Source organism: Sphingobium algorifonticola, from assembly GCF_004005485.1.
Lineage (GTDB): Bacteria > Pseudomonadota > Alphaproteobacteria > Sphingomonadales > Sphingomonadaceae > Sphingobium > Sphingobium algorifonticola.
The window spans coordinates 119,082-132,882 of record NZ_RZUL01000001.1 but is presented as its reverse complement, the minus strand read 5'-3'; the positions used below and the strand labels follow the sequence as shown (position 1 = coordinate 132,882).

At 62.9% G+C, this 13,801-nt stretch carries 12 protein-coding genes; 4 read left to right on the top strand and 8 right to left on the bottom strand.

All coding sequences use genetic code 11. The features are described 5' to 3' along the window. Positions 1–52: 52 nt before the first annotated feature. From ENE74_RS00700 to ENE74_RS00675, 6 genes are all read right to left on the bottom strand, one after another. Positions 53–973, bottom strand: a complete 921-nt coding sequence (locus tag ENE74_RS00700; RefSeq protein WP_164847340.1) for an NHL repeat-containing protein — start codon at positions 971–973, stop codon at positions 53–55. Positions 974–1,000: 27 nt separating this feature from the next. Beyond that, the gene (dmpG, locus tag ENE74_RS00695; protein WP_127688728.1) at positions 1,001–2,047 is read right to left on the bottom strand and encodes a 4-hydroxy-2-oxovalerate aldolase; all 1,047 of its coding nucleotides are present in this window, start codon (positions 2,045–2,047) and stop codon (positions 1,001–1,003) included. Beyond that, on the bottom strand, positions 2,044–2,994 hold the full coding sequence (locus tag ENE74_RS00690; RefSeq protein ID WP_127688727.1) for an acetaldehyde dehydrogenase (acetylating): 951 nt from the start codon (positions 2,992–2,994) through the stop codon (positions 2,044–2,046). Before ENE74_RS00690 ends, dmpG begins: the two co-directional genes overlap by 4 nt. A 54-nt stretch (positions 2,995–3,048) precedes the next feature. Then, on the bottom strand, positions 3,049–5,094 hold the full coding sequence (locus ENE74_RS00685; protein WP_127688726.1) for an outer membrane protein assembly factor BamB family protein: 2,046 nt from the start codon (positions 5,092–5,094) through the stop codon (positions 3,049–3,051). A gap of 330 nt (positions 5,095–5,424) precedes the next feature. Further along, on the bottom strand, positions 5,425–6,837 hold the full coding sequence (glnA, locus tag ENE74_RS00680; protein ID WP_127688725.1) for a type I glutamate--ammonia ligase: 1,413 nt from the start codon (positions 6,835–6,837) through the stop codon (positions 5,425–5,427). 82 nt (positions 6,838–6,919) lie between these two features. After that, positions 6,920–7,258 (bottom strand): P-II family nitrogen regulator, encoded by a 339-nt coding sequence (locus ENE74_RS00675; RefSeq protein WP_127688724.1) that lies wholly within the window; start codon positions 7,256–7,258, stop codon positions 6,920–6,922. Positions 7,259–7,528: 270 nt separating this feature from the next. Between ENE74_RS00675 and ENE74_RS00670 the strand changes: the two genes are divergently transcribed. Beyond that, complete coding sequence (locus ENE74_RS00670) at positions 7,529–8,065, top strand: GNAT family N-acetyltransferase (RefSeq protein WP_241241762.1); 537 nt, start codon at positions 7,529–7,531, stop codon at positions 8,063–8,065. On the opposite strand, the gene map is transcribed toward ENE74_RS00670, so the two are convergent. Further along, positions 8,056–8,883, bottom strand: a complete 828-nt coding sequence (gene map, locus ENE74_RS00665; RefSeq protein WP_127688723.1) for a type I methionyl aminopeptidase — start codon at positions 8,881–8,883, stop codon at positions 8,056–8,058. The genes ENE74_RS00670 and map overlap by 10 nt on opposite strands. Before the next feature lie 78 nt (positions 8,884–8,961). Here map and ENE74_RS00660 point away from each other — a divergent pair, with 78 nt between their 5' ends. Then, the gene (locus ENE74_RS00660) at positions 8,962–9,723 is read left to right on the top strand and encodes a competence/damage-inducible protein A (RefSeq protein ID WP_127688722.1); all 762 of its coding nucleotides are present in this window, start codon (positions 8,962–8,964) and stop codon (positions 9,721–9,723) included. A gap of 76 nt (positions 9,724–9,799) precedes the next feature. Here ENE74_RS00660 and ENE74_RS00655 read toward each other — a convergent pair whose 3' ends face one another. After that, a complete protein-coding gene (locus tag ENE74_RS00655; RefSeq protein WP_164847339.1) occupies positions 9,800–10,147 on the bottom strand; it encodes a UrcA family protein in 348 nt (115 codons plus the stop codon). Positions 10,148–10,483: 336 nt separating this feature from the next. Between ENE74_RS00655 and ENE74_RS00650 the strand changes: the two genes are divergently transcribed. Together ENE74_RS00650 and ENE74_RS00645 are read left to right on the top strand one after the other, a co-directional pair. Continuing rightward, positions 10,484–13,144 (top strand): TonB-dependent receptor plug domain-containing protein, encoded by a 2,661-nt coding sequence (locus ENE74_RS00650; RefSeq protein ID WP_127688720.1) that lies wholly within the window; start codon positions 10,484–10,486, stop codon positions 13,142–13,144. 92 nt (positions 13,145–13,236) lie between these two features. Then, positions 13,237–13,785 carry a GNAT family N-acetyltransferase gene (locus ENE74_RS00645; RefSeq protein ID WP_127688719.1) on the top strand — a complete coding sequence of 183 codons (549 nt, stop codon included), beginning with the start codon at positions 13,237–13,239 and terminating at the stop codon, positions 13,783–13,785. The last annotated feature ends 16 nt before the right edge of the window (positions 13,786–13,801 follow it).

The window sequence follows — 13,801 nt, the reverse complement described above, 5'->3', positions numbered from 1 at the left end:
ATCCGTCTCCCGTCACATCCTTGTCGCCCCGCTTGTCCCGCCGGGGTCGCCCTCAGGTTGAAAATCGAACCCGGCTGACCCAGCCGACGTCGTCGCACATGTACATAAAGCCGTTGTGCAGCTTTGCCCCGTGAATGACCGGCGATCCTTCCGGCAGGTTCACGCGCTCCAGTATGACACCGGTTGCCGCATCATGCAGGAAAAAAGCGTTGTAGTTGGAATCGGAGCACCACAGGCGGTCCTTGGCGGCATCCACCCAGGTCATGTCATGGGGCCGGTCGCCTGCGGTGGGAAAGCTGTTTTCGACCTGCCAGCTTGTCTTGTCGATCGCGAAGATGGCGCGGGCGGGCGGCACATTGACGAACAGCAGATTGTTCTTGGGCAGGATGCAGTGTGCGCCGGTTCCGGCCGGGCCTTCGGTCGCCGTCAGTTCCTGTTCGCCTGCGCCGCGTCGTCCCGAAGGGCGCGGTCCCGAAGGCGCAGGGGCGGGATAGGCGGGTTGCAGCGGCGTGCGCTGGCCCTTCACATCGCCCTTCATCGAATAGATCTGCCCCGCGCCGGGCGTGCTATACTTGCGCATCGCCTTGCCGGTCGCCGGATCGCAGGCGACGATGAGGCGGTTGTACGTCGATCCGATCCACATGATGCCCTGTTCGTCGAGACAGATGCCGCTTGCGCGCAGCACGCCTTCGCAGCGCACCTCGCGAATGAGCTTGCCGGTATCGATGTCGATCAGCGTCGCCTGATTTTCGTCGATCTGGTGGATGATCCACAGCCCTTCCGGCGACACCCACATGCCGTTGGGACCATAATAAGGCGACTTGTAGAGCACCTCGACCTTGCCGGTCGTGCGGGTCTTGACCTTCGTGATGTCCGGCGCGGCAGCGCGCGTCATGGCGGGAAAGGCGCTCAGTGCCGCCAGACCGGCGATGCCGCCCAGCATGTGGCGGCGATGCATGTTCATGGTGTCCATTATCCTCATCCCTCTACTGTCATGCAGTCATTGTCTGGCCTGTGGGCCAGCCTGCCTTTGCAGGTCGAGCGCGACGTCGACGATCATGTCTTCCTGTCCGCCGACCATCTTTCGGCGGCCGAGTTCGATCAATATGTCGCGGGTGTCGATGCCATAGTCGGCAGATGCCCGTTCGGCGTGCCGCAGAAAGCTGGAATAGACGCCCGCAAACCCAAGGCTGAGCGTCTCGCGATCGACCTGCACGGGGCGATCCTGCAACGGGCGGACGAGAGTCTCGGCCGCGTCCATCAGCTTGAACAGGTCGCAGCCGTGCCGCCAGCCCTTGCGCTCGATCGCGGCGATGAACACTTCGAGCGGGGCATTGCCCGCGCCCGCGCCCATGCCCGCCAGGCTGGCATCGACCCGGATCGCGCCCGCCTGCACCCCGACGATCGAATTGGCGACGCCCAGCGACAGATTGTGATGGGCATGGATGCCGCGCTCGGTCTCCGGCTTGAGGACCCGGTCATAGGCTTCCAGACGGGCGCGATAGCCGTCCATGTCGAGCGCGCCGCCGCTGTCGGTCACATACACGCAATGCGCGCCATAGCTTTCCATGAGCTTGGCCTGCTGCGCCAGAGCGTCGGGATCGCTCATATGGCTCATCATCAGAAAACCCGACACATCCATGCCCAGATCGCGCGCGGCCGCAATATGCTGGCGGGATATGTCGGCTTCCGTGCAATGCGTGGCCACACGGACAGACCGCACGCCCAGCGCATAGGCATGCCGCAACTGTTCGATGGTGCCGATCCCGGGGATCAGCAGCGTCGTCAGCCGTGCATGCTGCATCACGTCGGCTGCCGCCTCGATCCATTCCCAGTCGGTATGCGCGCCAAAGCCATAGTTGAAGCTGGAGCCGTTCAAGCCGTCGCCATGGGACACTTCGATAGCGTCGACTTTGGCGTCGTCCAGCGCGCGGGCGATGGCCTGGACATGATCGATGCCATATTGATGGCGGATGGCGTGCATCCCATCGCGCAGGGTGACGTCCTGCACGAAGATTTTCGTCGTCACGGGGTCGAAGGCGGTCATGCGGCTAGCCCCCCCATGCGACGTTCCATGATCCGCTCGGCCGTGCGCAGTCCCGCCGACGTCATGATATCCAGATTGCCGGCATAGGCGGGCAGATAATGCGCGGCACCTTCCACCTCCAGATAGACCGACGCCTTGGTGCCTTCGAACAGGCCATATCCGGGGATATGCGCGGGATTGTTGGAGCCGAACCGCTCGAACTGGACCGGCTGTTTCAGGCGATAGCCCGGCACATAGCTCCGCACCCGCTCCACCATGGTCTCGACCGCCGCCTCGATCACGCTTTCGTCGGCACCGGATGACAGAGTGAACACGGTGTCGCGCATGATCATTGGCGGTTCGGCCGGATTGAGGATGATGATGGCTTTGCCTCTGGCCGCGCCGCCGACGTCCTCGATCCCGCGCGAGGTCGTTTCGGTGAACTCGTCGATGTTCGCGCGGGTGCCGGGCCCTGCCGATTTCGACGCGATCGAGGCGACGATTTCAGCGTAATGCACGGTCGCGACCGAAGATACCGCCGCCACGATCGGAATGGTGGCCTGGCCGCCGCACGTCACCATGTTGACGTTGGTGGCGTCGATATGCGCGTCGCCGTTGACCACCGGTATGACATAGGGGCCGATTGCGGCAGGCGTCAGGTCGATCATCAGCTTGCCCGCCGCCTGGGCCAGCGCATCATGATGGCGGTGCGCCCCGGCCGATGTGGCGTCGAATATGACAGCGATTTCGGGCCAGACGGGCAGGCGCGTCAGCCCTTCCATCCCCTCGTGCGTGGTCGCGACGCCCATGCGCTGCGCACGCTTCAGGCCGTCGGATTCGGCGTCTATGCCGACGAACGCGCCCATTTCCAGAATGTCCGACGTGCGCATGATCTTGATCATCAGGTCGGTGCCGATATTCCCCGACCCGATGATGGCGACTTTCGCTTTTGGCCGTTCCTCGCTCATGTCCGTTTTCTCATCATGCGTTTCCCCCCGGCGCCATGCCAGTGCGTGGCCTGCTCATCGGGGCAGGCGATAGGCGACCAGTTCCCCCGGCTCGCCGGGAGAGGTCATGGCGATCACGACATATTGCTGACCATCGACCGAATAGGTCATGGGTGATCCGGTGGCACGCTTGGCCATGCGGACGCGGCCCACCTGCGCGCCGGTGCGTTTGTCATAGGCCTTCAGCCACGCGCCCTTGCTGCCGTCTTCCGCCGTGGTGACCGTGCCTTCCCCGGCGATGATCAACGTGCGGGTGACCAGCGTACCGACCTTGCCGAAACTGCCGGTCGTCGGGATGGTCAGCCCCTTGAGCGCGGGATTGTTGCGGACGTCATCGGGCGTTTCGCCATGCGGCACCTGCCACAGCATCGATCCCTTGTTCAGGTCCAGCGCGGTGATGCGGCCATAAGGCGGCTTGAGCAGTGGCAGGCCCTGGACGGTCAGCCGGTTGGGTCGTCGTGCCGTCTCTCCGGGCGGCGGGATCAGCCCCGGCACCATCGCCTGGTCAGTTACTTTGGGATCGGCAGGCCGGTTAGCAAATGCGCCAAATGCGGAGTTCGAGAAAATGTAGAGAATGTTGCTTTCGGGATCGAGCGCGCCGCCCGGCCATTGGCCCGCCCCATCGCCATAAGGCGCAACGATCGATGCGCGTGGCCGGGGATAGCGGCTGAAGGTCGCGGGCGTGAACAGCGGGCCGATGCGGTAATCCTGGATCAGCTTTTCGGCTTCGGCGCGCAGTTCCGGCGTAAAATCAATAAGGTCGTCCACCGTGACGCCCTGCCGGTCGAAGGCGGGCGGCTTTGTGACATGCGGCTGGGTGGGCGAATACCATTCCGTCGGCACGTCGCCGATCGGCACCTTGCGCTCCGGGATCGGCCATACCGGCTTCCCCGTTTCGCGATCGAACACATAGACCCAGGCCTGCTTGCTGGGTTGGGCGACGGCCTTGATCTTGCGGCCGTTGACGGTGATGTCGGCCAGGATCGACGCGCAGGGAATGTCGAAATCCCAGATGCCGTGATGCACGAGCTGAAAATGCCAGCGCCGTTCCCCGGTGTTCGCGTCCAGCGCGACGAGGCTTTCGCCGAACAGGCCAGCGCCAGGCCGCGACCCGCCATACCAGTCGCCTGTCGGCAGTTCGATGCCGACATAGACCAGCCCCAATTCCGGGTCGGCGCTCATCTGCGCCCAGCTTCCCGCGTTGCCGGTGTAGACTTCCGATCCATTGAGCCAGGTCTCGTGACCGAACTCGCCCTTTTGCGGAATGGTGTTGAATATCCAGAGGCGCTTGCCGCTGCGCGCGTCATAGCCGCGAATGGCGCCCTTGATATGCTTCTTCATCGGCGTGGAGGAGGGCAGATGCGCCGCACCCACCACGATCACGTCGCCGACCACGAGCGGCGTGGCGTGCAAACCGATGTCGGCGGTATCCAGATCGATGTCGGCATCCTGGCCAAGCTGCGTCTTGAGATCGACGACACCGTTGTCACCAAAACCCGGCACAGGGCGTCCGGTCTTCGCGTCGAGCGCGATCATGCGATAGCCCGGCGTCACATAGATGATGCGCTTTTCGGTGCCGTCGCTCCAGTAGCTCAGGCCCCTGCCGCTGCCGGGGCGGGCGGCTTTCTGCCCGCGAATGCCCTCGTCGATATTATATTTCCACAGCATCTCGCCGGTGCGGCTGTCGAGCGCCACGGCCGCGCGCCGCGATCCCGCCGTCAGATACAATATGCCGTCGATCATCAGCGGCGTTGCCTGAAGATTGGGATCGGGCACCGGACCCAGATTGTCGGGGCGGAACCGCCAAGCCACTTCGAGCGTCGAGAAATTGTCAGCCGTGATCTGGTCGAGCGGTGAATAACGGGTGCTCGACAAGGTGCCGCCATAGGTGCGCCATTCGCCCTTGTCGGTTCCTGCGGACAGCGTGACGTCGCCTGGAACCTTCAGTCGCGGCGGTGAACGCAGCCCCGACACCTGACCGAACGCGCGCCCGGTCTGTGCCGCCAGCACCATCGCGATGCCGGTCGTGCACATCTCCCGCCGGGTGAAGCCGTCGCGCATCCTTTGCCCTCTCCCCCGAGACACCGTTGCCCTGTGCTGGGGCGGGTGCTTCCATTTGCAATGACGGGAAAATCCCCGCCGTTGATATGGTCACGAAAGTCCCGTTCGCGGGCGCTGTTGTCAATGCGCCCGCCGCAGGCTCCCTCAAGGAGTGAGATATTTTGTATGCAAGAACATGGATGTTGTATGGCATATGCCACTGTAACGATCGCACGAAGAAGGCCCGGCTGCCTCGCACAGCCGGGCCTTCGTGTCAGGGAACGGGCAAGGGCCGGTCCCTGCTGATGCGGCTGCTACCCCCCAGCCGCCTCGAACTCAGCCGACCGAATATCAGCCGCTGTAATACATGTCATATTCGACGGGCGAAGGTGTCATTTCCCAACGCGCCACTTCGTCCCACTTCAACTCGATGTAGGCTTCGATCTGATCCTTTGTGAACACGTCACCCTTCAGCAGGAAGTCGTGGTCGGCGATCAGGCTGTCCAGCGCCTCACGCAAGGATGCGCAGACGGTGGGCACTTCGGCCAGTTCCTCGGGCGGCAGGTCGTAGAGATTCTTGTCCATCGCTTCACCGGGATGGATCTTGTTCTCGATCCCGTCGAGCCCCGCCATCAGCAGCGCCGAATAGCAGAGATAGGGATTGGCCAGTGCATCGGGGAAGCGGAACTCGACGCGCTTCGCCTTGGCGCCCGCACCATAAGGAATGCGGCAGGAGGCGGAACGGTTGCGCGCCGAATAGGCGAGCAGCACCGGCGCTTCATAGCCCGGCACCAGCCGCTTGTAGCTGTTGGTGCTGGGGTTGGTGAAGGCATTCAGGGCCTTGGCATGCTTGATGACGCCGCCGATGAAATAGAGGCACATGTCGGAGAGACCGGCATAGCCATCGCCCGCGAACAGCGGCTTTTTCTTGTCCCAGATCGAAATATGGGTGTGCATGCCGGAGCCATTGTCTTCCTTGATCGGCTTGGGCATGAACGTGGCCGACTTGCCATAAGCGGCGGCGACGTTCTTCACAACATATTTGTAGATCTGCATGCGGTCGGCCGTGGTCGTCAGCGTGCCGAAGGTCAGGCCAAGCTCATGCTGCGCCGCGGCGACTTCATGATGATGCTTGTCGCACGGCAGGCCCATTTCGAGCATGGTCGACACCATTTCGGCGCGGATATCGGTGCAGGGATCGACCGGCGCGACAGGGAAATAGCCACCCTTGGCGCGCGGACGATGGCCCATGTTGCCGCCGTCGTAATCGCGGCCGGTGTTGGTCGGCAGCTCGATGTCGTCGATCTTGAAGAAGCTGCCGGCATAATCCGTGCCGAACTTCACGTCGTCGAACATGAAGAACTCGGCTTCCGGGCCGATGTACACTGTGTCGCCGAACCCGGCGGCCTTCACATAGGCTTCGGCACGCACCGCAGTCGAGCGCGGATCGCGGGCATACAGCTCGCCGGTGGAAGGCTCCACGATGTTGCAGAACAGGATCATCATGGGCGTCGCGCTGAACGGGTCGAAATAGACTGCGTCCAGATCGGGCTTCAGGATCATGTCGGATTCGTTGATCGCCTTCCAGCCCTCGATCGAGGAGCCGTCGAACATCAGCCCGTCGGTCAACTCATCCTCGCCGATCACGCCCGCGCACATGGTCAGGTGATGCCATGTGCCCTTGGGATCGGTGAAGCGGACATCGACCCATTCGATTTCCTTTTCCGCGATCATGTTCAGAATGTCTTTTGGCTTATTCGCCATCGTTGCTTACCCTTCCGTAAGTGCCCCCGCGGGCAGTGGTTATTCCTATCGCGAGCGATGCCACCCGCGTGAGGTGATGATGTCAGATCGCGTCGTCGTCCCGCTCTCCCGTGCGGATGCGCAGCGCGCTTTCTACGGCATAGACGAATATCTTGCCGTCACCGATACGACCGGTCTGCGCCGCTGCGGCAATCGCTTCGACCACGCGCTGCGCCAGACTGTCCTCTACCACGACTTCCAGCTTCACTTTGGGCAGGAAGTCGACGACATATTCGGCGCCGCGATAGAGTTCGGTATGTCCCTTCTGTCGTCCAAAGCCCTTGGCCTCGGTCACTGTGATGCCGGACACGCCGACTTCGTGCAGCGCTTCCTTGACCTCGTCCAGCTTGAACGGTTTGATGATCGCTTCGATCTTTTTCATCAGGCTTTGTTCCAACCCCTTTTTGGCGACTGCGCAACGAACCCGTCCTTACGCGCCCCCCGCGCGCATGTCGCACTCGTAAACAAACAATTACCGTGCCAATTGCCGAATCGCCGGAACAGCTTCCGCGATGCAGCATGATTTGTCGATAGTGCCATGTTTTCGGGCAAAGGCGACAGTGGATGCCGGATTTTTGGGCAGGGCGCACCTTGGCTAGGCACAGTGTCGCGATAAGGCTATGCCCTCCCGCCTGTCTGGAGTCCTCGGCGCGTGACGAACCTTGTGCATCATGATCTTTCAGCCGATGTCATCGTTGATGGCGCACCGCTGACCACGGCGCTGCTGGCGCTCAACGCCGCGCATGAAGCTGAATTGTCGCCGCTCGACGCGCCGCGTTTGCGACATCTGGTGGCGCAGGCGTTTCTTGCAATGCGGGTGGGAGAGAGCTGCGCGGATGCCGACGCACTGCTGGTCGCGTTCGATCAGGACGCCGACTATGAAAGCCCCAATTTCCTGTGGTTCCGCGATCGGTTCGCGCGCTTCGTCTATGTCGATCGGGTTGTCGTGGCGCAGGCGGCGCAGGGGCGGGGCCATGCGCGCAGCCTCTATGCGGCGCTGTTCCGGGCGGCGCAGGACGCAGGGCATGACCGCGTGGTCTGCGAAATCAACAGCGTTCCGCCCAATCCGGCGTCCGATGCGTTTCACGAACGGCTGGGTTTTGCCGAAATCGGCCGCGCCACCCTGCCCGGCGGCGCGAAACAGGTGCGCTATCTGGAACACCGCATCGCTGAGGCGCGTCAGACGTAGGGCGGCGCGTCCAGTCCGGTCGGGCTTTTCGTGAAGATTTCGCAGCCCGTTTCGGTGATGCCGATCGAATGTTCGAATTGCGCGGACAATGTGCGGTCGCGCGTGACCGCAGTCCAGCCGTCGTCGAGCATCCGGATGTCCGGCTTGCCGATGTTGATCATCGGCTCGATCGTGAAGAACATGCCAGGTTTCAGCTCCGGCCCGGAACCGGGGCGACCCAGATGCACGACTTCGGGGCTGTCGTGGAACACGCGGCCAAGGCCATGGCCACAGAAGTCGCGCACCACCCCATAGCGGTGCCGTTCCGCATGCCGCTGGATCGCATGGCCGATATCGCCGATCCGGTTGCCCGGCCGTGCCTGTTCGATCCCCAGCATCAGGCATTCATAAGTGACTTCGATCAGCCTGCGCGCCTTGATCGGCGCGTCCCCGGCAATGAACATCCGGCTGGTGTCGCCGTGCCAGCCGTCCACCACCGGCGTCACGTCGATGTTGATGATATCGCCGTCCTTCAGCCGATAGTCGCCGGGGATGCCATGACAGATCACATTGTTGATCGAGGTGCAGCAGCTATGCGTGTAACCGCGATAGCCGAGCGTCGCGGGCACGCCGCCACCCTCGATCGTCATGCGCCGCACGATGTCGTCCAGCTCGCCGGTGCTCACGCCCGGCACGACATGCGGCACCAGCGCGTCGAGGATTTCGGCGGCGAGGCGCCCCGCCTTGCGCATGCCCGCAAAGCCCGCTTCGTCATACAGCTTGATCGCCGCGGAGCGGGATACCGGCGCATCGGCCGTGATCGTCATATAATCTGTCATCGCACCATTATAGGCGGGTGCGACGCGATTTGCGAGAGGGCGCTTTGCCCCGCCGCATCGCCGCGCTATGGGCGAGGCATGACCAGCCCCCAACGCATATGGACCGCCGCCCTCGCCATTATCGGCGACGAGATATTGTCCGGGCGGACGCAGGACAGGAACATCGCCCAGATCGCCGCATGGCTGAACGTGCAGGGCATCCGGCTGAAGGAAGTACGGGTCGTGGCGGACGATGAGGCGGCGATCGTCGAGGCCGTCAACGTCCTGCGCGCGCGCAACGACTATCTGTTCACCACCGGCGGCATCGGGCCGACGCATGACGACATCACGGTCGATGCGATCGCTGTGGCGCTGGGCGTGCCGGTGGTCGTGCATCCGCGCGCCCGCGCGGTTCTGGAAGATTATTATGCCGAGCGGGGCGGCCTGACCGAGGCGCGGCTGCGGATGGCGCGGGTGCCTGAAGGCGCGGACCTGATCGAGAACCGCATGTCCGGCGCGCCGGGCATTCGCCATGGCAATATCTTCATCATGGCGGGCGTTCCGCACATCACGGCGGGCATGCTGGAAAGCCTGACCGGAACACTCGAAGGCGGCCTGCCGCTGCTGTCGCGCCAGATCGGCTGCTGGGTGGCGGAAAGCGAAGTCGCCGACTTGCTGCGCGCCACCGAAAAGGCCCATGACGGTTGCCAGATCGGCAGCTATCCCTTTTTCCGCGAAGGGCGCGTCGGCGCGAACTTCGTCGTGCGCTCGACCGATCAGGCCGCGCTCGATGCCTGTGTCGCGGCATTGCGCGATGCGCTGGAGGCGATCGGCCGCCCGGTCACCGATGGCGGCATTTGACGATGATCTGACGCCGACATGAAAAATCCCGGTCGCGTTGGGGCGCAACCGGGATTCTCTCAAACGACGCGACGGTTCAGCGTGCGGCGGTCTGGCTCACACGCGGATCGGACAGCGCGGCCGTCGTCGCCCTGTCGAAACAGCGTTGATAGTCCTTCGTCGGGCGCACGCCGTTCATGCCGGTATAGCCGCACACCGTCTTGGCGGCGAAATTGATGCGCTTGCGCAGCGTCTCGCGGCCTTGCGCCGATCCGAGCTGCAAGTCGTCGATCGCGACCGGCATGGATTTGGTGATATCGCTGCTGACGGCGCTGTAGCTGACCACCAGATCCGTCTCGGCCATCGCGGCCGGGGCGCACAGCAGGGCAGCTGCGGGAAGTACGAACGCAAACAGGCTGCGTCCAGCGGGGGGGAACATAGGCATTGGCATCCTCCTGGCGGGGTCGGTCTTTGACCGATCCCCTTCAAACGCCCCTGAGCTTCGGGGCAGCCGCTAAATGCGCCCATGTCCGATCCTTTTCAAGGGTTTCCGACGCCTCATGGGAGAGAAAAGCGCCCTTTTTCGCGGTGCATCGCAGCATTTTCTTCGCCTTGCCGACAAGGAGCATGGCGGATGCCGGATCATGCTTCGTTGGATAACGACAAGCGGTCAAACAAAGACCCGCATCTCGTGGGGGGATGGACGACATCAAGCAAGGGACGAAAGGCACATAAGGGAGAGGCTCCAAAGCAGAATCGATAACATTCAAAGGGGGCCAGAATGAAAAGATTGGGTCTGATTTCAGGCAGTGCGCTGTGCATTGCCCTTTGCCACGCCGCACCGGCCGTCGCGCAAGACGCAGTGACGCCACAGGCAGCCGCGGAAGAACCTGGTGCCACGATCATCGTCACCGGAACGCGCCGTACCGACCGCACCGTTGCCGAATCGGCCGTGCCGGTCGATGTATTCACCGCCGAAACGCTTTCGCAGCAGGCTTCGGGCGACATGAACAATGTGCTGCGCAACCTTATTCCATCGTTCAACGTCGGCCGGTTCGCCATTGCCGACGGATCGACCTTTGTCCGTCCGCCGACGCTGCGCGGCCTTCCGCCAGACCAGATCCTCGTCCTCGTCAACGGCAAGCGTCGCCATCGCGCCGCGCTGGTGCAGATTGGTGGCGGGGCACTGGCCGCGGGCGCGCAGGGTGTCGATCTTGCCCAGATACCGACCATCGCCATCGGCCAGATCGAAGTGCTGCGCGACGGCGCCGCCGCCCAATATGGTTCGGACGCGATCGCCGGCGTCATCAACTACGGTCTGAAACGCGACAGCAGCGGTTTTGAAGTCAACACCCGCTACGGGCAATATTATGAGGGCGACGGCGAGAATATCCAGATTTCCGCCAATGCCGGTTTCAAGCTGACCGACGCAGGCTTCTTCAATATCAGCGGCGAATATCTCGACAGCAAGCAGACCAGCCGTGGCGTCCAGCGCCCCGGTGCCCTGATCCTTTCGCAGCAGGCAGGCTATGCCGATGTCCGCGATCCCGTGCAGATATGGGGCGATCCGCAGGTGGAGGCGCAGCGCGTCTTCTTCAATTCGGGCATAGAGATTTCGGATCAGGCGGAAATCTACATGTTCGGCAACTACGGCCGGTCGAAGCAGGAAGGCGACTTCAACTATCGCCAGCCGATCTCGGTGACCGGCCCCAATGCGCTGGGAACGGGAACGGCGACGTTTGCGGCCGCAGGCGGCATTTTCGATACGCCGCTCTATCTCGATACGCTGCCGGGCGTTTTCGATTCGCGCGGCAGGCCGGTCTATGACGCGGAAGGCCGCACCGCATCCTTTACCACGCTCTATCCGCAGGGCTTCACGCCGCGCTTCTACGGCAAGGTCGTGGACATCTCGATCGCGGCGGGCATCAAGGGGCAGCTTTCCTTCGGTCTGAACTACGATCTTTCGGCAAGCTATGGCCAGAACCGTATCGGCTATCGCATGACCGAAACGATGAACCCGTCGCTGGGCCTGGCCACGCCGACGGAATTCTACATGGGGTCGCTCGAACAGCGCGAAACCAACTTCAACGCCGACTTCAGCTATGATTTCGACATGGGCCTTGCCAGCCCGCTGACGTTGGCGTTCGGCGGCGAGCATCGGCGCGAAGGCTATATCATCGGCCTTGGCGATCCGGCGTCCTATCAGTCGGGCAGTTTCGCGTCGCAAACCGTGCAGCGCGACAACGGCACGCAATTTGTCGTGACGAAGCAACTGGGGTCCAACGGCTTTCCCGGTTACGGCCCGGATTCGACGGTGGATCAGGCGCGCACCAGCTATGCCTTCTATGGCGAAGTGGATGCCGACGTTGTCGAGGGGCTGAGTCTTTCGGCTGCGCTGCGTCACGAAAACTTCTCCGACTTCGGCAGCACGACCAACTGGAAGGCGACGGGGCGTTATGCCTTTACTGATGCCATCGCCGTACGCGGTGCGGCATCGACCGGCTTCCGCGCGCCGACTCCCGGGCAGCTGTTCACCACGAACGTCGCTACTGCGTTTACCGGGCCGAACCCGATCGAATCGGCTATCTATCCGGTATCCACGGCGGCGGCGCAGGCCTTCGGGGCGACCGCCCTGCAACCTGAAAAGTCGAAAAACCTGTCGGCGGGCTTCGTCCTTACGCCCGCATCGGCCTTCACCCTGACGGTCGACGCCTATCAGATCAAGGTGACCGACCGTATCGGCCTGACCGGCAATATCGAAATCAACACCGAGCAACGCCGTCAGGCCTTGCGCAATGCCGGTGTTGCCAATGCCGAAACGCTGGGCCGGGTGCGCTACTTCACGAACAGCTTCGACACCCGGACGCGCGGTGTTGATGTCGTCGCAAGCTATACGATGACGAGCGGCTGGGGCCGGTTCAACACGACGCTTGCGGGCAATTACAACAAGACGAAGGTGACGCGGGTCGGCACCGTCAACTTCAACCTGCCTGCCGTGACGGGTACACCCGCCGCGGTCGTGCAGACGGCGGTCATCGACGCGGTCCGTGTGGGCAATATCGAGAATCTGAACCCCAAATGGCGTGGCAACCTGACCGAAAACTGGTCGCTTGATGCCTTGTCGATCATGGCCCGCGCCAATTACTTCGGCAAATATACGAGCTTCGCCGCCACGGCCGACGGCGGCAACAAGACGTTCGGGTCCGAATTCACCTTCGATCTCGAAATCGCCTATGAGTTGACCGAAAACATCCGGCTGGCTGTGGGCGCGGAAAACATCTTCGACCAGTATCCCGACAAAAACTACCGGTCGACGGGTCTGGCCAATCAGAACTGGTATCAGTCGACCGGTGGCACCATCGGCGGGTCGGTCTATCCGGACGACTCCCCGCTGGGTTTCAACGGCGGCTTCTGGTATGCCCGCGCGAACTTCAAGTTCTGATCGCGGTGTGACGAACGGGGCGGCGTCCGATGTGGATGCCGCCCCGGACCCACAGCCTGTTTCCATGCCCCATTCCTACTCATGGCGGAACAATGGTCGTTTCTTCTCCGGCAGGCGCGCTCGTTCATCGGCTGGCCGTGCCCGACGATCTTCCCGCGCTGCAAGAACTGGTGGACGCTTCGATCGATGATCTTCAGCGGGCCTTTCTGACGCCGGGGCAGATCGCCGTCAGCCGGGGGTTCATGGGCGTCGATACGCGTCTGGTGGCGGACGGCACCTATTTCATCGTTGCGCGCGGCGATGCGCTGGCCGGATGCGGCGGCTGGAGTCGGCGCGAGACACCCTATGGGCATGATGCGACGCCCGGCCGCAGCGACCGGCTGCTTGATCCGGTGACGGAGCCTGCGCGCATCCGGGCGATGTATACCCATCCCGACCATGCCCGGCAGGGCGTCGGGCGGCTGATCCTTTCATTGTGCGAGGCGGCGGCGCGCGCCGAAGGCTTTCGCACACTCGAACTGTCCTCCACGCTCGCAGGCGCGCCGCTTTATCATGCTTGCGGGTTTGTGGATGTCGCTCGTTTCGAAGATGGTGGCGTTCCGCTTATCACCATGCGGAAGGCCCTATGCACAGACGCTTAGCCGACAGGATAGATGT

Coding starts and splice junctions, on each gene's coding strand:
- ENE74_RS00700 (WP_164847340.1), bottom strand. CDS start 973: ATGGACACCATGAACATGCATCGCCGCCACATGCTGGGCGGCATCGCC.
- ENE74_RS00645 (WP_127688719.1), top strand. CDS start 13,237: ATGGTCGTTTCTTCTCCGGCAGGCGCGCTCGTTCATCGGCTGGCCGTG.
- map (WP_127688723.1), bottom strand. CDS start 8,883: ATGACAGATTATATGACGATCACGGCCGATGCGCCGGTATCCCGCTCC.
- ENE74_RS00675 (WP_127688724.1), bottom strand. CDS start 7,258: ATGAAAAAGATCGAAGCGATCATCAAACCGTTCAAGCTGGACGAGGTC.
- glnA (WP_127688725.1), bottom strand. CDS start 6,837: ATGGCGAATAAGCCAAAAGACATTCTGAACATGATCGCGGAAAAGGAA.
- ENE74_RS00655 (WP_164847339.1), bottom strand. CDS start 10,147: ATGCCTATGTTCCCCCCCGCTGGACGCAGCCTGTTTGCGTTCGTACTT.
- ENE74_RS00690 (WP_127688727.1), bottom strand. CDS start 2,994: ATGAGCGAGGAACGGCCAAAAGCGAAAGTCGCCATCATCGGGTCGGGG.
- ENE74_RS00660 (WP_127688722.1), top strand. CDS start 8,962: ATGACCAGCCCCCAACGCATATGGACCGCCGCCCTCGCCATTATCGGC.
- ENE74_RS00650 (WP_127688720.1), top strand. CDS start 10,484: ATGAAAAGATTGGGTCTGATTTCAGGCAGTGCGCTGTGCATTGCCCTT.
- dmpG (WP_127688728.1), bottom strand. CDS start 2,047: ATGACCGCCTTCGACCCCGTGACGACGAAAATCTTCGTGCAGGACGTC.
- ENE74_RS00685 (WP_127688726.1), bottom strand. CDS start 5,094: ATGCGCGACGGCTTCACCCGGCGGGAGATGTGCACGACCGGCATCGCG.